This is a genomic window from Mycobacterium sp. (assembly GCF_032159565.1).
Classification (GTDB): Bacteria; Actinomycetota; Actinomycetes; order Mycobacteriales; family Mycobacteriaceae; genus Mycobacterium.
Genome location: NZ_JAVHWR010000127.1, coordinates 66,348 through 85,296, shown reverse-complemented (window position 1 = coordinate 85,296; position 18,949 = coordinate 66,348). Strand labels below are relative to the sequence as shown.

The 18,949-nt window shown below is 66.9% G+C and carries 22 protein-coding genes; 13 read left to right on the top strand and 9 right to left on the bottom strand.

The features are described from left to right. The coding region (locus QOC76_RS16330) for a cation transporter dimerization domain-containing protein (RefSeq protein ID WP_526358125.1) at positions 1-324 on the top strand (324 nt) is incomplete at its 5' end. A 96-nt stretch (positions 325-420) separates the two neighbouring features. Here the strand turns inward: QOC76_RS16330 and QOC76_RS16325 are convergent. Beyond that, positions 421-594, bottom strand: a complete 174-nt coding sequence (locus QOC76_RS16325) for a CsbD family protein (RefSeq protein ID WP_526358123.1) — start codon at positions 592-594, stop codon at positions 421-423. A 186-nt stretch (positions 595-780) separates the two neighbouring features. Here QOC76_RS16325 and QOC76_RS16320 point away from each other — a divergent pair, with 186 nt between their 5' ends. Beyond that, positions 781-1,800: an iron-containing redox enzyme family protein gene (locus QOC76_RS16320; RefSeq protein WP_526358120.1), complete on the top strand. Its 1,020-nt coding sequence runs from the start codon at positions 781-783 to the stop codon at positions 1,798-1,800. On the opposite strand, the gene QOC76_RS16315 is transcribed toward QOC76_RS16320, so the two are convergent. Together QOC76_RS16315 and QOC76_RS16310 are read right to left on the bottom strand one after the other, a co-directional pair. Continuing rightward, a complete protein-coding gene (locus tag QOC76_RS16315) occupies positions 1,780-2,001 on the bottom strand; it encodes a CDGSH iron-sulfur domain-containing protein (protein WP_526358118.1) in 222 nt (73 codons plus the stop codon). The two genes, QOC76_RS16320 and QOC76_RS16315, sit on opposite strands and share 21 nt — an antisense overlap. Beyond that, on the bottom strand, positions 1,998-2,690 hold the full coding sequence (locus QOC76_RS16310; RefSeq protein ID WP_526358116.1) for a HemK2/MTQ2 family protein methyltransferase: 693 nt from the start codon (positions 2,688-2,690) through the stop codon (positions 1,998-2,000). Before QOC76_RS16310 ends, QOC76_RS16315 begins: the two co-directional genes overlap by 4 nt. A 114-nt stretch (positions 2,691-2,804) precedes the next feature. Between QOC76_RS16310 and QOC76_RS16305 the strand changes: the two genes are divergently transcribed. Together QOC76_RS16305 and QOC76_RS16300 are read left to right on the top strand one after the other, a co-directional pair. After that, on the top strand, positions 2,805-3,752 hold the full coding sequence (locus QOC76_RS16305; RefSeq protein WP_526358141.1) for a phosphodiesterase: 948 nt from the start codon (positions 2,805-2,807) through the stop codon (positions 3,750-3,752). After that, positions 3,740-4,324 carry a hemerythrin domain-containing protein gene (locus QOC76_RS16300; RefSeq protein ID WP_526358114.1) on the top strand — a complete coding sequence of 195 codons (585 nt, stop codon included), beginning with the start codon at positions 3,740-3,742 and terminating at the stop codon, positions 4,322-4,324. The genes QOC76_RS16305 and QOC76_RS16300 overlap by 13 nt, the downstream gene beginning before the upstream one ends. Positions 4,325-4,381: 57 nt before the next feature. On the opposite strand, the gene QOC76_RS16295 is transcribed toward QOC76_RS16300, so the two are convergent. The 3 genes from QOC76_RS16295 to QOC76_RS16285 all read right to left on the bottom strand — a co-directional run bounded on the left by QOC76_RS16295 (position 4,382) and on the right by QOC76_RS16285 (position 6,859). Then, a complete protein-coding gene (locus QOC76_RS16295) occupies positions 4,382-5,278 on the bottom strand; it encodes a manganese catalase family protein (protein WP_526358112.1) in 897 nt (298 codons plus the stop codon). 90 nt (positions 5,279-5,368) lie between these two features. Continuing rightward, on the bottom strand, positions 5,369-6,358 hold the full coding sequence (locus QOC76_RS16290; protein WP_526358110.1) for an LLM class F420-dependent oxidoreductase: 990 nt from the start codon (positions 6,356-6,358) through the stop codon (positions 5,369-5,371). A 36-nt stretch (positions 6,359-6,394) separates the two neighbouring features. Beyond that, positions 6,395-6,859, bottom strand: coding sequence for a GatB/YqeY domain-containing protein (locus tag QOC76_RS16285; RefSeq protein ID WP_526358108.1), 465 nt, complete (start codon positions 6,857-6,859; stop codon positions 6,395-6,397). A 105-nt stretch (positions 6,860-6,964) separates the two neighbouring features. Between QOC76_RS16285 and QOC76_RS16280 the strand changes: the two genes are divergently transcribed. From QOC76_RS16280 to QOC76_RS16260, 5 genes are read left to right on the top strand one after another with little or no spacing between them, the layout of a single operon-like run. Beyond that, positions 6,965-8,128: a DUF7847 domain-containing protein gene (locus tag QOC76_RS16280; RefSeq protein ID WP_526358139.1), complete on the top strand. Its 1,164-nt coding sequence runs from the start codon at positions 6,965-6,967 to the stop codon at positions 8,126-8,128. A 1-nt stretch (position 8,129) separates the two neighbouring features. Continuing rightward, positions 8,130-8,777 carry a DUF4129 domain-containing protein gene (locus QOC76_RS16275; RefSeq protein ID WP_526358106.1) on the top strand — a complete coding sequence of 216 codons (648 nt, stop codon included), beginning with the start codon at positions 8,130-8,132 and terminating at the stop codon, positions 8,775-8,777. Next, complete coding sequence (locus QOC76_RS16270; protein WP_526358104.1) at positions 8,774-9,916, top strand: DUF4350 domain-containing protein; 1,143 nt, start codon at positions 8,774-8,776, stop codon at positions 9,914-9,916. Before QOC76_RS16275 ends, QOC76_RS16270 begins: the two co-directional genes overlap by 4 nt. Then, positions 9,913-10,902: an AAA family ATPase gene (locus QOC76_RS16265; RefSeq protein ID WP_526358102.1), complete on the top strand. Its 990-nt coding sequence runs from the start codon at positions 9,913-9,915 to the stop codon at positions 10,900-10,902. Before QOC76_RS16270 ends, QOC76_RS16265 begins: the two co-directional genes overlap by 4 nt. Continuing rightward, the gene (locus QOC76_RS16260) at positions 10,902-12,224 is read left to right on the top strand and encodes a DUF58 domain-containing protein (protein ID WP_526358100.1); all 1,323 of its coding nucleotides are present in this window, start codon (positions 10,902-10,904) and stop codon (positions 12,222-12,224) included. The genes QOC76_RS16265 and QOC76_RS16260 overlap by 1 nt, the downstream gene beginning before the upstream one ends. Positions 12,225-12,245: 21 nt before the next feature. Here QOC76_RS16260 and QOC76_RS16255 read toward each other — a convergent pair whose 3' ends face one another. Then, positions 12,246-13,238 carry a stage II sporulation protein M gene (locus QOC76_RS16255; RefSeq protein ID WP_526358098.1) on the bottom strand — a complete coding sequence of 331 codons (993 nt, stop codon included), beginning with the start codon at positions 13,236-13,238 and terminating at the stop codon, positions 12,246-12,248. Positions 13,239-13,265: 27 nt separating this feature from the next. Between QOC76_RS16255 and QOC76_RS16250 the strand changes: the two genes are divergently transcribed. Further along, positions 13,266-14,126 (top strand): RDD family protein, encoded by an 861-nt coding sequence (locus QOC76_RS16250; protein ID WP_526358096.1) that lies wholly within the window; start codon positions 13,266-13,268, stop codon positions 14,124-14,126. A gap of 5 nt (positions 14,127-14,131) precedes the next feature. On the opposite strand, the gene QOC76_RS16245 is transcribed toward QOC76_RS16250, so the two are convergent. Then, complete coding sequence (locus tag QOC76_RS16245; RefSeq protein WP_526358094.1) at positions 14,132-14,626, bottom strand: anthrone oxygenase family protein; 495 nt, start codon at positions 14,624-14,626, stop codon at positions 14,132-14,134. A gap of 102 nt (positions 14,627-14,728) precedes the next feature. Here QOC76_RS16245 and QOC76_RS16240 point away from each other — a divergent pair, with 102 nt between their 5' ends. From QOC76_RS16240 to QOC76_RS16230, 3 genes are all read left to right on the top strand, one after another. Next, the gene (locus tag QOC76_RS16240; RefSeq protein ID WP_526358092.1) at positions 14,729-15,685 is read left to right on the top strand and encodes a helix-turn-helix transcriptional regulator; all 957 of its coding nucleotides are present in this window, start codon (positions 14,729-14,731) and stop codon (positions 15,683-15,685) included. A gap of 69 nt (positions 15,686-15,754) precedes the next feature. Next, complete coding sequence (locus QOC76_RS16235) at positions 15,755-16,483, top strand: PadR family transcriptional regulator (protein WP_526358090.1); 729 nt, start codon at positions 15,755-15,757, stop codon at positions 16,481-16,483. A 49-nt stretch (positions 16,484-16,532) separates the two neighbouring features. After that, complete coding sequence (locus tag QOC76_RS16230) at positions 16,533-17,414, top strand: aldo/keto reductase (protein ID WP_526358088.1); 882 nt, start codon at positions 16,533-16,535, stop codon at positions 17,412-17,414. A gap of 55 nt (positions 17,415-17,469) precedes the next feature. On the opposite strand, the gene glpK is transcribed toward QOC76_RS16230, so the two are convergent. Next, a complete protein-coding gene (gene glpK / locus QOC76_RS16225) occupies positions 17,470-18,936 on the bottom strand; it encodes a glycerol kinase GlpK (protein ID WP_526358137.1) in 1,467 nt (488 codons plus the stop codon). Positions 18,937-18,949 lie beyond the last annotated feature (13 nt).

Genomic DNA, 18,949 nt, shown 5'->3' with positions numbered 1-18,949 from the left:
ACCGTGGCTATTCTGGCCGTCCTTCGTACCGCAGTACGAGACATCTTCCGCCGCCTCATGGATGGGGTAGACCCCGAACTCGTCGACTCGGCCGAAGCTGCACTGGCCGCAGAGCCCGGCGTCACCGAGGTTCGCAGCGTGAAGATGCGTTGGATCGGACACCGGCTGTACGCCGACGCCGAACTCGACATCGACCCCGCCACCAGTCTTGCCGATGCCCACCGCATCGCGCATGAAGCCGAGCACACGCTGACCCATGCCGTGCCAAAGCTATCGTCCGCCCTCGTCCACGCCTACCCGGCCAACAGCGGGAACCACCATTGACGGCGGCAGGAAGCGCGCCGTCCGCGCCCGCCACACATAAGGCTCTGCCCGCCACCAGTCACAAAGTCGGTGGCGGGCCGGCACGGCAAAGCGGAGCTACTTCTTGAAAGCGTCCTTGACCTTCTCTCCGGCGTCCTTGAGGCTCGCCTTCGCCTGGTCGACTTTGCCCTCGTTCTCGGTGCTCGAGTCACCGGTCGCCCTACCGGCAGCTTCCTTGGCCTTGCCGCCTAGATCGTCGATCTTGTTGCTGGCTTTGTCTCCGACGCCCATGACACGTTCCTTCGGTTCTCGCGCTCGGACGTTCCGAGCCACGCACCTTACCGAGTTCCCTCAATGCGGCCCTTCGGAAACTTCCAGCTGCCTGAGAGTCGAAAGCGCTGTCTTTTCAGCTGTCAACGAACAGACATTCGGCGCCGCCTGGTTTGGCTGCGGACAGCGCAGGGAACCAATTGCTGCGTGACGTTGGCATCACCCAAGCTCGAACCCGCTTTGCCCTGGGCGACGGGGCCCCTGTCGTCAACCGTTCTCGGGTTGCTTGCCTGCCGCCCGCCGCAGCGCTCGTTCACCCCTGTCGCGCTGCCAATCGGTGATACCGACCCGTACGGGCTGGATCTGCACCTAGCCCTCTACGTCTGCTACGAGCTGCACTACCGCGGGTTCGCCGGTGTCGATCCCCGCTGGGAGTGGAACCCGGTGCTTCTGGCTTTGCGCGGCCAACTCGAGGAGGTGTTCCTCGAAGCGGTACGCCGCGACGTGGGCGACATCGCCGACGATGACACCGCGGCCGCAGAGATGGACGCGTTGTGCGTCGAACCGGCTGACGGCACGGGCCCGTCGTATTATCTGCGCGATGAGGGCACCTGGGAGCAGATGCAGGAGTACTTCGTCCATCGCTCGCTGTACCACTTGAAAGAGGGCGATCCGCACGCCTGGGTCATCCCCCGGCTGACGGGCCAGGCCAAGGCGTCCTTCGTCGCCATCGAATTCGACGAGTACGGCGGCGGCCACGGCGACCGAATCCATCAGCAGCTGTTCGCCGATCTGATGGCGGCCGCAGGGCTGGACTCGTCGTATCTCGGCTACTTCGACGCCGTGCCGGCTGAGTCTCTGGCGGCCGTCAACCTGATGTCGATGTTCGGGCTGCACCGGGATTTGCGCGGCGCGGCGATAGGGCATTTCGCGTGCACCGAGATCACCTCTCCACCGGGCTCGCGCCGGCTGGTCGATGCGCTGCAGCGGCTCGGCGCACCGGCGCCGTGTGTCCGCTTCTATGCCGAGCACGTCGAAGCAGACGCCGTCCACGAGCAGGTGGTTCGAGTCGACGTGGTCGGCGAACTCGTGGCCGCCGAACCGCATCTGGATCGAGACGTGGTATTCGGAATCAGAGCAATGGATTTGGTCGAAGGCCGCCTGGCCGCGTACATGACGGACTGCTGGGCGTCCGGACGGTCGTCGCTACGCAGGCCGCTGGGTTGACGCGGTGGCGCCCCGCTGACGTTTTCGATGGCTGGTGTCGCACAACGGATAATTCTTCGAACGGCGGCAGGCGCAGATCGCCACCATGAAGCGATCGGATTCGACGACGCTGCCGTCGGGCATCTCGATCTTCACCGGCCCCTGCACCATCACCGGGCCGGACGGCACCACCCGCACCAAGCGGGCGTCGTCGCCGGTCATGCTCTGTCGGCCCTGATCACGACCAGCTCCTCTTCCCTGCGGCCGGGGTCGAGCCGTCCGGTGTCCTCGAGCCACTTCGCCCGAGCCGACAGCACCGGTCCGAACGGAATCCATTCCCAGGCAAGGATTTCGGCGTCGAGGCCATAACTCGACAGCGCCGCCAGCGTCTTGCGCGGTTCGGCGAACTCGGATTGCACGAGCAGCATCGTGCCGCCCTCGGCAAGCAGATCCCGCATCGACGCGCACAACGGATCGAGAACGAGTCGGCCGTCATAGCCGGCATCCCAGGCGCGAGCCGGCCCGATGTGCGACGGCAACTCGAGACTGTCGACGCCCGGATCGTGAGGAATATAGGGCGGATTGCAGACCACCAGGTCGTAGGGACCGAATTCGACCGCACGTGCCCACGAGCCCAGATGCACCGCCACATCGACGCCGGCCGTCAAAACCTGTTGCCGGGCGAAATGTGCGGCGCGCGGACAGATGTCGAATGCGGTGACCTCGGAGGCACCCTGATCGGCCGCCGCGATCGCGACGACCCCGCTGCCCGTGCACAGATCAGCGACCCGGCGTCCGCGCGCCAGCCCCGTCTTCTCCATGACATTGATGAGCAGTTGGGAATCTTCCTGCGGCGTATAGACGCCCTCGGCGACGACCGGCGCATCCCAGTCGTTGTAAGCAGTGGTCAACGTCGGCCTTTCAAACGTGATCGTGAAACTTCAAGCCCTGAATTAATGCCCGATATCGCCGGTGTTAAACCAGCGCTACGGTTTGCTCGGCGCGGACGGGGGCAACCAGAACGGGTGGAAATCTCCGATATCACCGCACTGCCGGTGCGCCTGGGCTCGGCTGTACGCAACCGTCGGCTGTTCCATCCGATTGGCGTGCTCGCCGAGGGCAGACTCGAGCGGCTCGCGCCGGCGGGCGAAGGATTGCCCTTGGCGACCGGCGACGTCACCGGCCGCGTGTCGAAGGGCGCAGGCCTGCCGGGCGCGCTACCCGATATCGCCGGCCTGGCGTGGCGCATGCCGCCGCGGTCGCCCGCGGCGACACCGTGGGACGTTCTTCTCGCTTCCTCCCTCGGCGGCGGCGTCGGCCGCGTCGCACTCTCTCCCGTGGCGTCCTGGACGGGCGCCACGTTCTCCAGCCTGATGCCGTTTCGCTTCGCGGGCGGCGTCTGGTGGTTGCGGGCGAGGCTGATAACACCCGTCGATGCGACGGGCGTGGCCCTCGACACCATTCGCAACAGAATCCGGTCCACCGGGCTGGATTTCGACATCGATCAGGCGGCGGGCACCGGCGGGTTCTTGCCGTTGGCGCGCCTGACGCTGCGCAACGTCATTCCGGATCGCAACGAGGTCGCGTTCGACCCGGTACTGCACACCGGTCCCGGCGTCGCGCTCGCACCCGGGTGGCTGACCGGTTTCCGACGTGCCGCCTACCGACGAAGCCGCGAGGGCCGCGAGGGCCGAGTAGAGGTCAGTCCGTCGGCTCCTGATCGGGCTCTGCGACATCGGGCGCGTTCTCTCGTGTCGCCATGCCGCCGTCGCGACCTTCATCGGCGGGCCCTGGCCTGCCGCCCTTGGGCTCGTCGGCCGTTTCGTCGTCGTAGATTCCTTTACCGACCGTCATCGCGGCCTCCTTCGTCCCGAAGGAGCTACCCCTGTACAACCCGTTTCAATCGCCCGGCCGGGGGTATGTGCAGCGGACCCCCGATCCCGGTGAAAGGCAACAACACATGGACGCCTTGACGTTCCTGCGAGAAGACCACAAGAGCGTGCTGGGCATACTCGAGGTACTCGATGGTGCACCCACAGGGTCCGGCGCCCACAGCAGCGGGCTGGAGACCATGGTCACCAACCTGATCATCGCCGAGTCTCAGCATGAGGCCGTCGAGGAACAGTTCTTCTGGCCGGCCGTGCGCGACGCACTCGACAACGGCGACGAACTCGCCGACGAGGCGATCGCGCAAGAGCAGGCCGGAAAGAAACTGCTGCAGCGGCTGGAAGACGGTGAGCCCGGCGATGCCGACTACCACGATGCGCTACAGGAGTTCGTCAAGGTGGGCCGTGAACACATCGCGTATGAGCAAGACGTGGTGTGGCCGGCCTTCGAAGCGACGGTCAGCCGCGAGGAACGAGAGAAGATCGGCGAAAAGCTGGAGACGGCTAAGAAAGTCGCGCCGACGCGCCCACATCCCGACACTCCGCCGAACCCGACCGTGCTGAAGACGATGGGCATGGGTGCGGCAATCGCAGATCACGTGCGCGACGCAGTGAGCGGACGCACGGAAAAGAATCCGCCCGATCCACAACAACACTGACCTCCATACGTGGGGACCGGTGTCGCCATACGACGACACCGGTCCCCATTGCATGAATCAGGTTGTCGGCATCCGCTGTTCGTGAGTGAACGGCTTCTCGCACGGCACCGCCGGTTCACCCTCGGGGTTGTTCTTCTCGCCCTTGTTCTCCCGTAGCTTCGTGCCAAGCCACTCTTCTTCTGGCTTCTGCACGTACTTCCACTTCATGCCCTCCGGCCACGGGCCTTGTCCCTGATTCCATGGCCCGCGTGAGGACCTGCCTCCGCCGTTGGACATGTTGAATGCGACGTTCTGGAAGCGATCGTCGCCCGACAGGGTGCCGGGCGGGAAGTTGACCGGGAGTTCGTTGAGTGCAGCGGTGAACTGTTGATAGTGGGCTATCTCCCGGGTCATCAGAAAGGTCAACGTCTCCTGCACGCCCGGATCGTCGGTGAACTGCTTGAGGTATTCGTAGACGATCTTCGCGCGAGATTCGGCGGCAAGGTTGTTGCGCAGGTCTACCGTCGGGTCCCCGTTAGCGTCGATGAACGCACCCGTCCAGTTGTTGCCTGCCGAATCCTTGGCGTCAGGGCCGCCGCCGCTGAGGACGAAGAACATCGGGTTCACCGCAACCTGATGGATCGCCTGCTCGCGGCCATCAGCGTTGGCCACCGTCGGCATCCAGTCACACCGCTCGTTGGCCAGCTTGAGATCGTCGTTCAGGCCGTCAAGCAGCATCGTGATCGTGGAGCCGACCATCTCGAGGTGGCTGAGTTCTTCGGTCGCGATGTCCATGAACAAGTCGTACATCTTCGGATTCTTCTGCCGCAGAACGAATGCCTGGATGAAGTACTGCAACGCCGCGGTGAGTTCGCCGTTCGCGCCGCCGAACTGCTCCATCAGCAATGAAGCGAATCTGGGATCGGGTCGGCTCACCCGAACCTCGAATTGAAGGTCTTTGTTGTGGACGAACATGGGCGCCTCCCGGCTGTTGACGGACTGCAGTCGGACTGTGGAGATCTGCAGGTCGGGCCGGTGTACCCGGCAACGGCGGCACCAAACGGACTATCGAGGCGCTTGGCTTCGCAGCTTTTCCAACAGCGGTCCCGCTGCTTCTTCGAGGAACTCTTCCTGCCCCTCGTCGCCGATCTGCACCAGCGCGATGTCGGTGAACCCGGCCTCCCAGTACTCCCGTACAGCGTCGACGATCCCGTCGAGATCCGGACCGCACGGAATGGATTCAGCGACATCTTCGGGCTTGACGAATTGCGTTGCGGCACTGAAGCCGGCCGTGGTGGGCAGATCGGCGTTCACGGACCAGCCGCCTGCGAACCAGCGGAACTGATCGTGTGCCCGGGCAATCGCGGCGTCCCGGTCGGGGTCCCAACAGACCGGTATCTGGCCGATCACCCGCACGTCACCGGGCAGTCCCGTCGCGCGCCTTGCCTCATGCCAGGAGTCCACCAGGTCCTTGTTGGGTTCGACGGCGATCAGGTGGTCGGCCAGCGGTGCGAACATCTCGACCGAGCGGTGACCCGATACCGCCGCCGCGATGGGAACGGGAGTCTCCGGGACGTCCCAGATCCGGGCGGAATCGACCTCGAAATACTCACCTTTCCAGTCGACGAGCTCACCGCCGAACAACTCGCGGATGATCTGAATCGCTTCCCGCAGCATCTCGTGACGGCGCGCCACCGTCGGCCACCGTTTGCCGACGACGTGCTCATTGAGGTTCTCGCCGCTGCCGACGCCGAGGGTGAACCGGCCGTCGGCGAGGATCTGCAGCGTGGCCGCTTTCTGGGCGACGACGGCGGGGTGGTACCGAAATGTCGGGCAGGTGATGTAGGTGAATAGCTCGACCCGCTCGGTGGCGTGAGCGACGGCGCCCAGCACCGACCACGCGTACGGCGCGTGGCCCTGTGACGACAGCCACGGCGAGAAGTGGTCACTGGAGACTTCGAAGTCGAACCCGGCACGCTCCGCCGAAACGGCATAACGGACAAGCTCTTTGGGTCCGCTCTGTTCGGTCATCAGGGTGTAGCCAAAACGCGTCATGACACCTAGTTACCCGGGTGTCGGACGCCGAAACGGCTACAGCCTGGCCTTGACCGCCGCCGAGAGCCGTGACCCGTCGGCCTTACCCGCGGCGATCGCGGTCGCGGCCTTCATCACCTGGCCCATCTGTTTCATGCCGGGCGCCTCCCCGTTCGCCTCGCTGACCTGTGCGATGGCGGTGTCGACCACGTCGGCCACTTCCGCTTCGGTCAGCGGCGTGGGCAGGTACTCGTCGATGATCCGGGCCTCGGCGTGTTCGTTGGCTGCCAGTTCGCCGCGGCCGTTCTGGGTGTAGATCTCGGCCGCTTCGCCACGCTTCTTCGACTCCCTTGCCAATACCTTGAGCACGTCGGCGTCGGATAGTTCACGCGACTCCTTACCGGAGACCTCCTCGGATTGGACCGCGGCCAGCAGCATCCGCAGCGTTGCCGTGCGCAACTTGTCCTGCGACTTCATCGCCGCGGTCAGGTCTGCCCGCAGCTGGTCTTTGAGTTCCGCCATGACGCAGACGCTACCGCCACCAGCCGAGTCGGCCGGCGACAATCTCGCGCCGGTCGTGGCCGACACCACCTGGTCGCGTTGTTAATTTTCACGGTGATCGACAGGATGGTTGCCATGAGCAGCCCTGGGTACCCGCCGCCCGGCTATTCGCCGCCCGGTTACCCCGGCTACCCGCCGCCGGGCTATCAGCCCTACCCTCCACCCGGCTACCAGGGCTATCCGCCGCCCGGCTATCCCGGCTACCCGCCGTCCGGCTATCGCCCGCCGGGCTACGGCGGGGCGCCGTACGCGCCACCCGCAATCAAGCCGGGCGTGATCCCACTGCGCCCGCTGAGCCTGACCGACATCCTCAACGGCGCCTTCTCCTACATCCGGACCAACCCGAAGGCGACGCTCGGGCTGACGACGATCGTCGTGGTGATCGCTCAGCTGATCGGGCTGGCACTGCAGATCGGGCCGCTGGCCGCCATGGGCGAACTCGCCGTGCTCCGCGGCGAGGAGGCGTCGAGGGCCGCGGAGCTGGGGTCATCCGCGTCGGGCATCGCCGGCACGATCACCACACTGCTGTCGTCGATCGTGCTCAGCGGCATGCTGACGGTCATCGTTGGCAGAGCGGTCTTCGGCGCAGGCATCACGATCGGTGAGGCGTGGCGACGGGTCCGCGGGCGGCTGCTGCCCCTGTTCGGCTACACGCTGCTGTGGCTTCTCGCGGTCGCCGTTGCCGTCTTCGTCGTGGTGTTCGTCGTCGTCGCCGTCGCATCGCTCAGCGGCGCCGTGGCGTTCGTCCTCGCCATCCCGCTGGGACTCGGGTTGATCGCGTTGCTCGTCTATCTGTGGACGGTGCTCAGCTTCGCTCCCCCGCTGATCGTGCTGGAGCGCCTCGGTGTCGTCCCTTCGGTCAAGCGGTCGATCAGGTTGGTGAAGGGTGACTTCTGGCGGGTGCTGGGGATCCGGCTGCTGGCGACGCTGGTCGCAGGCATCGTCGCCGCGGCGGTGTCGATACCTTTCAGCTTGACCGGGCAAATTCTTCTGATGAGTGCGGAAGCCACCACGATGACGTTGATCGCGCTGGCGCTCGTCGCCATCGGCGGCGCTGTCGGCCAGATCATCACGGCGCCGTTCAGTGCGGGCGCGGTGGTGCTGCTCTACACCGATCGGCGGATCCGTGCCGAGGCGTTCGACCTGGTGCTGCAGACCGGCGCGGCGATCGCCGCACCGGGTGCGGCGCCCGACTCGACCGACCACCTCTGGCTCACCCGGCAGCCCTGACGTGCCCGCGATCGACATCGACCGAGACGCCGCGCGGGAGGCGGCGCAGCACGAGCTCGCCAAGCCGATCTATCCCAAACCGTCTCTGACCGAGCGCTTTGCGGAATGGCTCGACGACCTGCTCTACCGCATCGCCCAAGAGGGTTCCTCGCTGCCCGGCGGCTGGTTCACCATCTCCGTCCTGCTCATCGTCCTCGCCGTTGCGATCGTGGTCGCTGTGCGAATCGCCCGACGGACGATGCGCACCGACCGCGGCGGCGAACACGCACTCTTCGATTCGCACGAGCTGACCGCCGCTGCGCATCGGGCCACGGCGCAACAGTATGCGACACAGGGCAATTGGGCTGCGGCCATCCGCCACCGGCTCAGGGCCGTCGCCCGTCAACTCGAGGAAGACGGGGTGCTCAACCCGGTGCCGGGCCGCACAGCGACCGAGCTCGCCAAGGACAGCGGCGTGGTGCTGCCGGGCCTGTTGAGCGAATTGCTCCAGGCCACAACCGCTTTCAATGACGTCAGCTACGGACAGCGGCCCGGGACAGAGCCCGCCTACCGCATGATCGCCGATCTCGACGACCATCTGCGCTCCCGTGGGCCCGCGAGAATCACCGCACCTGCGGCTGCGGCTGAGAGCTGGACGGCCGTACGATGACGCCCGTCGAAACGGCCGTCACGCCAACGGCCAGGCAGCACTGGCGTACCGGCCGCTGGGTGCTGTCCGCCTTGCTGGTCGTCGGAGCCGTCTTCACGGTCAGCACCCTGCTGACTGCGCCCCGGCCCGGCGGCCGGATGGACCCCGCCGCAACGTCTCCCGAAGGTGCGCACGCCCTCGTCACCTTGATGCGCGACCGCGGCGTCGACGTGGTCGTCGCCGACGACATCGCCGCTGTCGAACGAGGGGCACGGCCAGACTCGTTGGTGCTGACGGTGCAGACCAATCACCTCGTCGACGACGACGTGCTGCGGCGGCTGGCCTCGGTGCCCGGCGACCGGCTCGTGGTCGAGCCCTTGTCGCGCACCAGGGAGGTCCTCGCGCCGGAGGTCCGACGGGCCGCGGCGGCCACCGTCGGCGGCTCGCCGGATTGCGATCTGCGCGAAGCCACCAGAGCCGGAGATGTGCAGCTCGGCTCAAGCGACACCTTCGAGCCGTCCGGCGATGTCCCGGTGACGCGATGCTACGAGGGTGCCGTGGTCCGCTACACCGATGAAGGCCGCACCGTGACGGTCGTCGGCGGCGCCGACTTCATGACCAACTCGGGCCTGCCCAAACAGGGCAATGCCGCGCTGGCGATGAACCTCGCCGGGACGCAATCGCGGGTGATCTGGTATGCGCCGCAGCACGCGGAGGGCGAATCGTCTGGCGGCGCATCGCTTTCCGATCTGATACCGGAACGCGTGACGTGGATCGTCTGGCAGCTGTGCCTGGTCGTGCTGTTGCTCGCGCTGTGGAAGGTCCGACGCATCGGTCCGCTCGTCGCCGAACACCTTCCGGTGGTCGTGCGCGCCTCCGAGACGGTCGAGGGCCGCGGCCGGCTCTACCGGTCGCATCGTGCCGGTGACCGCGCCGCCGATGCGCTGCGCACCGCAACCCTGCAACGACTCATTCCCCGGCTCGGCCTCAGCGCCAACGCCGACGCCGACGTCATCGTCCAAACAGTCGCTCAGCGCACCGGCCGAGATCCACAGATGGTCGGACACGCACTTTTCGGCGCGCCGCCGGCCACCGACGCCGACCTGGTAAACCTTGCCCACATGCTCGACGACATCGAAAGGCAGGTCGCACAGTCGTGACTCAGCCAGTAGCCGAAACCTCCGGAGCCGCAACGGCGACATCGGATTCAGCGCGAAACGCGTTGTTGGCGCTTCGCAACGAAATCGCCAAGGTGGTCGTCGGCCAGGACGCCGTCGTCAGCGGCCTGGTGATCGCGCTGCTGTGCCGCGGCCATGTGCTGCTCGAGGGTGTACCCGGCGTCGCCAAGACACTGTTGGTGCGAACGCTCGCCGCCGCACTGCAATTGGACTTCAAGCGCGTCCAGTTCACCCCCGACCTGATGCCAGGCGACATCACCGGCTCACTGGTGTACGACGCGCGCACCGCCGAATTCGAATTCCACGCGGGCCCGGTCTTCACCAACCTGCTGCTGGCCGACGAGATCAACCGGACACCGCCGAAGACCCAGGCGGCGCTGCTCGAAGCGATGGAGGAACGTCAGGTCAGCGTCGAGGGCGATCCACGTCCGCTGCCCGATCCGTTCATCGTCGCCGCCACCCAGAACCCGATCGAGTACGAGGGCACCTACCAGCTGCCGGAAGCACAACTGGACCGATTCCTGCTGAAGCTCAACGTGCCTCTGCCACCGCGCGATCAGGAGATCGCGATCCTGAACCGGCATGCGCGCGGCTTCGACCCGCGGGACCTCTCCTCGGTGCAGCCCGTCGCGGGTGCGGGTGAACTCGCCGCGGGACGCTCGGCGGTACGCGAGGTTTTGGTGGCAGACGAAGTGCTCGGCTACATCGTCGACATCGCCGGTGCCACACGGCATTCACCGTCGCTGCAACTCGGTGTCTCGCCGCGCGGTGCCACTGCACTGCTGGCCACTGCTCGGTCCTGGGCGTGGCTGTCGGGCCGCAACTATGTCACCCCCGACGACGTCAAGGCGATGGCGCGGCCGACCCTGCGCCACCGGATCGCGTTGCGGCCGGAAGCCGAACTCGAGGGCGCCAACCCCGACGCTGTGCTCGACGGCATCCTGGCTGCCGTGCCGGTGCCCCGATAGTGGTTCTCACCGGCCGCACCGGCCTGGTGGCGCTGATCTGCGTGCTGCCGATCGCTCTGTCACCTTGGCCCGCAACGGCTTTCTTCATGCTGCTCGCGGTGCTGGCGATCACGGTGGCGGTGGATGTGTCATTGGCCGCCGGCACCCGTCAGCTGCAGTTCACCAGGTCCGGTGACACCGCCGCACGGCTGGGTCAGCCGGTCGCCGCCACGCTGTCGATAGTGAATGCGGGGCGGCGTCGCCTGCGCGGGCAGGTCCGCGACGCCTGGCCACCGAGTGCAGGCGCGCAGCCCCGCACACATCCAGTGGATTTGACGCCGGGGCAACAGATTCAGGTGGACACCTGGTTGCGGCCGGTGCGTCGCGGCGACCAGCTCTCGGCGTTGGTCACCGCCCGCTCGCTGGGTCCGCTCGGCCTTGCGGGCAGGCAGAGCTCACACCGGGTGCCATGGCAGGTCCGTATCCTGCCGCCGTTCCTGTCGCGTAAGCATCTGCCGTCGCGGCTGGCGAAGCTGCGCGAGCTCGACGGCGCAGTGCCCGTGCTGATCCGCGGCCAGGGCACCGAATTCGACTCTCTGCGGGAATATGTCATCGGCGACGACGTCCGCTCCATCGACTGGCGCGCCACCGCCCGCCGCGCCGACGTGGTGGTGCGCACCTGGCGGCCCGAGCGCGACCGCCGGATCGTGCTGGTGCTGGATACCGGCCGCACATCGGCTGGCCGCGTGGGCGTCGACCCCACCAGAGCCGATCCCGGCGGTTGGCCGCGCCTGGACTGGTCGATGGATGCGGCGCTTCTGTTGGCCGCGTTGGCATCCCGGGCCGGCGACCACGTCGACTTCCTCGCGCACGACCGGGTGAGTCGGGCCGGTGTGTTCAACGCCTCCCGCACCGAGCTGCTCGCTGCACTGGTCAATGCGATGGCACCGCTGGAGCCCGCACTGGTCGAGTCGGATGCCACCGCGATTGTGTCCGCCGTGCAGCGGCGCGTCCGCCGACGTGCGCTGGTGGTGCTGATGACCGATCTGAACGCGTCGGCGCTCGACGAAGGCTTGATGATGGTGCTGCCGCAGTTGTCGGCCAGACATCAGGTGCTCATAGCGGCGGTCGCCGATCCTCGTGTCGATCAACTGGCGGCGGGGCGGGCGGATGCCGCCCAGGTGTATGACGCCGCGGCCGCCGAGCGGGCGCGCAACGACCGGCGAAGCATCGCGTCGCGGTTGCGCCGCCACGGGGTCGATGTCGTCGACGCACCGCCGGAGGAGTTGGCACCCGCGCTGGCCGACCACTATCTGGCGATGAAGGCCACCGGCCGGCTCTAGGTCCGCCTCGAAGGCTCTAGGTCAGCCCGTCGGAACGACGTCCGGCGCGTCGTCGATATCGCCGGTTTCGTTCGCCGCCATAGCCTTTCGGCCGAAGTGAATGATGTAGGCCAGGAACGCGGCCTCGGCGAGCGCACCGATACCTATGCGCACCACGGTCGGCAGCGGCGACGGCGTGACGAGGGCCTCGATGAGGCCGGAGACCAGCAGCACGACGACCAGCCCGACCGCAACGGACACCACCGCCCTGCCCTGCTCGGCGAGCGCCTGGCCGCGCGGCCGGTTGCCGGGTGAGATCGCGGTCCACCCCAGCCGCATGCCAACCGCGCCCGCCAGGAACACGGCGGTCAGCTCCAGCAGGCCGTGCGGGGTGAGAAGGCCGAGCATGATGTCGCCCTTTCCCGCGTCGAACATCAGGCCCCCGATGACCCCGAGGTTGGCGGCGTTCTGAAACAGCACATAGGGGATCGGTATGCCGAGCAGAAGCGCGAAGCCGATGCACTGGGCGGCCACCAACGAATTGTTCGTCCACACCTGCAGCGCGAAGGATCCCGCGGGATTGTCGCTGTAGTAGTCGGCGACTTCGTGGTTGACCAGATGCTCTATCTCACTGGGAGTTCCGATGGCCGCGTGTACCTCGGGATTGCCCGCCACCCACATCCCGATGATCACCGTGACGGCGAAGAACGCGACGGCCGTAGCAACCCACCAGCGCCACGACCGGTAGGCGGCGACCGGGAACGACACCGTCCAGAACCGGACGAATTCGCTCCACATCGGTGCATGCGCACTCGTGACCGCCGAACGGGCCCTGGCCACCAGCGACGACAGCCGGCCCACCAACACCGAATCGCTGGATGACGTCCGCACCATCGACAAGTGCGTCGACACGCGCTGATAAAGCTCGACGAGCTCGTCGACCTCGGCGCCTGTCAGCCGCCTGCGCCGCTTGACCAGCTCGTCGAGCCGGTTCCACGTCTGGCGATGGGCCAGCACGAACGCGTCGACATCCACCTGGCAAATCCTAGTAGCCTGGCGGGAATGGTCGGCCAGGCAGAACAGGTGGTGACCGGCGACGCCGTCGTCCTCGATGTTCAGATCGCCCAGCTGCCTGTGCGGGCGCTGTCCGCGTTGATCGATATCGCGGTGATCTTCGTCGGCTACATGGCAGGCATGATGCTGTGGGCGGTGACGCTGAGCACGTTCGACCCGGCCCTCTCGGGGGCGGTGCTGGTCATCTTCACCGTGCTCACGCTGATCGGCTATCCGGTGATCTTCGAGAGCGCAACCCGCGGCAGGACGCTGGGCAAGATGGCGCTCGGCCTTCGGGTGGTGTCCGACGACGGCGGCCCGGAACGATTCCGGCAGGCACTGTTTCGCGGGCTGGCGTCGTTCATCGAGATCTGGATGTTCTTCGGCGGCCCTGCGGTGATCTGCAGCCTGCTGTCGCCGAAGGGCAAACGCCTCGGCGATGTGTTCGCGGGCACCGTGGTGATCAGTGAACGAGGGCCAAAACTGCCGCCGCCGCCGGTGATGCCTCCGTCGCTGGCGTGGTGGGCCTCGTCTCTGCAGCTGTCCGGCCTCGGCCCCGAGCAGGCCGAGTTGGCTCGTCAATTCCTCGCTCGCGCACCGCAATTGGACCCGCAAATCCGCGACCAGATGGCGTACCGCATCGCCGGTGAGGTGGTCGCGCGTATTTCTCCGCCCCCGCCGCCCGGTGCTCCTCCGCAGTACGTGCTCGCCGCTGTGCTTGCGGAGCGGCACCGGCGGGAACTGGAACGGCTGCGGCCGACACATCCGGAGCCGCCGGCGTGGGCGGCTCCGGCGCAGTGGGTCCCCCCACCCGGCTCACCGGGGCCGCCGCCCGCTTCTCCCGGCGGCGGCTTCGCGCCTCCCAGTTAGCCGTCTCAGCGGTACCGCAACCCCCACAGCATCAACGCGGGTGCGATGACGGCGGTGGCGGTGCGGGCGTGGTTCCACACCGTCCACGCCGAGAGGTACGCATGCCATTCGCGGGCGGCGTCGGCGACGGACAGCCCCGAGGGGTCGACGGTGTCGAGGTGATTGTTGAGCGGCACATTCAAGGCGATCGTGATGATCGCGCCGAGCACCCCGAATATCGCGCCCGCCAACAGCCATCCGCTGCCCGGCTGACGGATCTGGACGACTGCCGCCAGCCCGACGGCGACTGCGAGCAGTGCGGCCCCGAAGTAGGCCAGCAGGAAGGGCGCGTTGGTGTTCGCTTCGACATTGATGCCGCGCATCGCGGTGATCGCACTGACGGGACCGGTGCGATCCAGTCCCCGCATCACGAAGGTGGAGAAGACGTACATCATCCCTGCGGCGGCCGCGCTGGCGATCACAACGACGGACGTGAGAATGACCATTGGGCTCGTGTTCATGACTAAGAGTCAACGGGCCGATGTCGAGACGATCCATCGCTGACTGTCCCGATCGCATACGCATCCGTCTCGAATCGGCTTGACCGGCGGTAACCTCGGGGCGTGGATGCCGTGGCCGGACTGCTCGACGGAGTGCGGGCGCGCGGCGCCTTCGTGTTGCGGATGATGCTGGATCCGCCGTGGTCGATGCGCATTCAAGACGAGGCGCCGCTGACCTTGATCTGCCAGACCCGCGGTCGGGCGGCCATCGTCGGCGACACCAGCGCAACCGTCTGGCTCGACGCAGGCGATGTCGCACTGACCCGCGGCACCGAGCACTACCTGTTCGCCGACGATCCCGAGACACCGCCGACGATCGTCATCCATCCCGGTCAACGCTGCACCACGCGCTCCGGCGACGACCTCCGTTTCGAGATGTCGCTCGGGGTGCGGACATGGGGCAACAGCTCCAGCGGGTCCGATCGGTCGATCGTCTGCGCCTACGAGGGCCATAGTGAGGTCAGCGGCCGACTGCTCGATGCCCTGCCGGCCGTGCTGGTGCTGCGCGCACACGAGTGGGACTCCCCGCTGGTAGAGCTGCTCGCCGCGGAGGCGGGTCGCGATGGTTCAGGCCAGGAGGCCTATCTCGACAGGCTGCTCGACCTACTGCTGATCGCGGTGCTGCGCATCTGGTTCGACCGCGAGGAGAACGCCCCGCCGTGGTGGCACGCGGAACACGACACGATGGTCGGGCCGGCCTTGCGGTTGATCTACAACAACCCTGCGCATCCGTGGACGGTCGCGAATCTTGCTGCAGCGGTTGGTACTTCGCGCGCGGTGTTCGCACGTCGATTCACCGAACTGGTCGGCGAGCCGCCGATTGCGTTTCTCACCGGCTGGCGCCTGGCGCTCGCGGCAGATCTCTTGCGAACCAGCAGCGCGACGATCGCCTCGGTGGCCAGGCAGGTCGGCTACAGCACGCCGTTCGCATTGAGCAGTGCGTTCAAGCGGGCCTACGGTGTCAGCCCGAAAACGCACCGGGCCACCGCCGGGACACCCCCGAACGTTGCATCACGATAGTTTCCGATATATCGTTGACGTATCGGAAGCGCACAGGGCGCTTCCTGACGAAAGTAAGGACTTTCTCCAATGAACGACCCATTCACGCCAATACCCGGCGGGTTCGGCTTCGGCTTCGGTCCGGAGCAGCGCCGCGCCCTCCACGAACAGCGGCGGCACGCCCGTCGCGATTTCCGCGAACACATCCGTGAGCACGGCACCGATCGGCACGGTGCGTTCGGCCCCGGCTTCCAGGCCGGCTTCGGCGGATTCGGGCCTGGCCGCGGCGGCTTCGGCTTCGATCCACGCGCAGGTTTCGGTTTCGGCGGTGGTCCGCGTGGCCGTCGCGGCGGAGGCCGACGAGGCAAGCGCGGCGACGTCCGCGCCGCCATCCTGGTTCTGCTGTCCGACCGCGCCATGCACGGCTACGAGATGATCGGAGAGATCTCCGATCGCAGCGGCGGCCTGTGGCGACCCAGCCCGGGCTCGGTCTACCCGACCCTGCAACTGCTGGTCGACGAGGGCCTCATCGTCGGCACAGAGAGCGACGGCAGCAAGCGTCTTTTCGAGCTGACCGATGAAGGCCGCGCCGCGGCCGAGAAGGTCGAGACGCCGCCGTGGGAAGAGATCGCCGAAGGCTGGAAGGACCAAGCCCCCGGGCAGGTCAACCTGCGCACCGCTACCGGCCAGCTGATGGGCGCCGTGGCCCAGTCGGCGTACGCCGCTACCGAGGAGCAGCAGCAGCGCATCGTCGACATTGTCAACAATGCCCGCCGCGAGGTGTACAACATCCTCGGCGAAACCGACGAAACCGAGTAGCAAAGATCCAGTCGGAATAAGCCCGGCGGCAATGGTGTACGCACTAACTATGCAAACCTTCCCGCTGGGCTCTTTCCATGTCGGCCGCGTCGGATTCGGCGCCATGCAGTTGCCCGGCCCCGGTGTGTTCGGTCCGCCGCGCGACCGGGACCAGGCGATCGCGGTCCTGCGCCGAGCCCTCGAGCTGGGCATCAATCACATCGACACCGCGCAGTTCTACGGGCCCAACGTCGCCAACGAGCTCATCCGCGAAGCGCTGCATCCGTATCCGGCCGACCTGGCGTTGGTCAGCAAGGTCGGCGCCCGGCGCGACGACTCCGCCGCCTGGCTGCCTGCGCAGGAGCCCGACCAGCTTCGCGCAGACATCGAGGAGAACCTGCAGACCCTGGGCACCGACCGGCTCGCCGCGGTCAACCTTCGCGTGCACGGCGAGGCCACGGACCCGAACTCGCCCGCCGAGGTCGACCGCGAGCTGTTCGACCGTCAGCTCGACACGATGATCAAGGCCCGAGACGAAGGGCTCATCGGCGGAATCGGGTTGAGCAGCATCGTCGTCGAGCATCTGCAGATCGCGCTGGATCGCACCGAGATCGTCTGCGTGCAGAACGCCTACAACCTCGTCGATCGGACGTCTGCGCCGGTGCTCGACGCGTGCACCGAGTACGGCATCGCGTTCGTCCCGTTCTTTCCGCTCGGCTCGGCCTTCACGGCGGACAACCCCGTGCTCGGCCATCCCGCCGTCAAGCGGGAGGCCGAGAGGCTCGGCCACACTCCCGCGCAGATTGCGCTGGCGTGGACCCTCTCAATCGCCCCGAACGTACTGCTGATTCCCGGCACGTCGTCGGTTTCGCACCTCAAGGAGAACACCGCGGTGGCCGGCATCGAGCTGGACGACGACACTCGCACTCAACTCGACGCCGCCGCCGCCTGACTGATAGCGATTTCGGCGCGCTAACGTGCGCTGGGCGTCGATTAGCGCGCCGAAATCACTCCACGTCGACCCAGTCCAGCGTGCGCTCGACCGCCTTGCGCCAACCCGCGTAACCGGCGGCGCGCTGGTCGTCGCTCCAGTTCGGGCTCCAGCGCTTGTCCTCCTGCCAGTTGGACCGCAGGTCGTCGGGGTTGTCCCAGAAGCCGACCGCCAGGCCTGCGGCATAGGCGGCGCCCAGCGCCGTGGTCTCGGCGACGACCGGCTTCACCACGTCGACGCCGAGCACATCGGCCTGGATCTGCATACACAGGTCATTGGCGGTGATGCCGCCGTCGACCTTGAGCACCTCCATGTGAACCCCGGAGTCGGCCTCCATCGCGTCGACGACGTCTCGGCTCTGATAGCAGATCGCCTCCAGCGTCGCCCGCGCCACATGGGCGTTGGTGTTGAACCGCGACAGTCCGACGATCGCGCCGCGGGCGTCGCTGCGCCAGTACGGTGCGAACAGTCCCGAGAAGGCGGGTACGAAGTACACGCCGCCGTTGTCGGAGACCTGCCGGGCCAGCGATTCGCTCTGCGCCGCGCCGCTGATGATGCCCAGCTGGTCGCGTAGCCACTGCACGGCCGAGCCGGTGACCGCGATCGAACCCTCAAGCGCGTAAACGGGTTTGGCGTCTCCGAACTGGTAGCAGACCGTCGTCAGCAACCCATTCTCCGAGCGGACGATCTTCTCGCCGGTGTTCAGTAGCAGGAAGTTGCCGGTGCCGTAGGTGTTCTTCGCTTCGCCTGCGTCGAGGCACACCTGCCCGACCATGGCGGCCTGCTGATCGCCGAGGATGCCGGTGATCGGAATCTGGCCGCCGACGGGTCCTTCGTCGCGGGTGATGCCGTAGGACTCCGGGTACGACGACGGTTTGATCTCGGGCAGCATCTGCCGGGGAATGTCGAAGAAGGACAGCAGCTCGTCGTCCCAGTCGAGCGTCTCGAGGTCCATCAGCATGGTCCTGCTGGCGTTGGTGACGTCGGTGACGTGCACGCCGCCACGTGGTCCGCCGGTGAGATTCCAGAGCACCCAGGAGTCGGCTGTGCCGAAGATCGCGTCGCCCTTCTCGGCATCGGCCCGCAGACCGTCGACGTTCTCCAGGATCCACTGCACCTTGCCGCCCGCGAAGTAGGTCGCGGGCGGCAGACCGGCCCTGCGCCTGATCACGTCGCCACGCCCGTCCCGGTCGAGCGCCGATGCGATGCGGTCGGTGCGGGTGTCCTGCCAGACGATCGCGTTGTAGTACGGGCGGCCGGTGTTCTTGTTCCACACCAGCGACGTCTCCCGCTGGTTGGTGATACCCAGCGCCGCAAGGTCGGTGGCCGACAGCTTCGTCTTGTTCAGTACCGACGTCAGCACCGACGCGGTGCGCTCCCATATCTCCACCGGGTTGTGCTCCACCCAGCCCGCCTGCGGCAGGATCTGTTCGTGTTCGAGCTGATGGCGTCCGACTTCGGCGCCGTCGTGGTCGAAGATCATGGCGCGGGTGCTG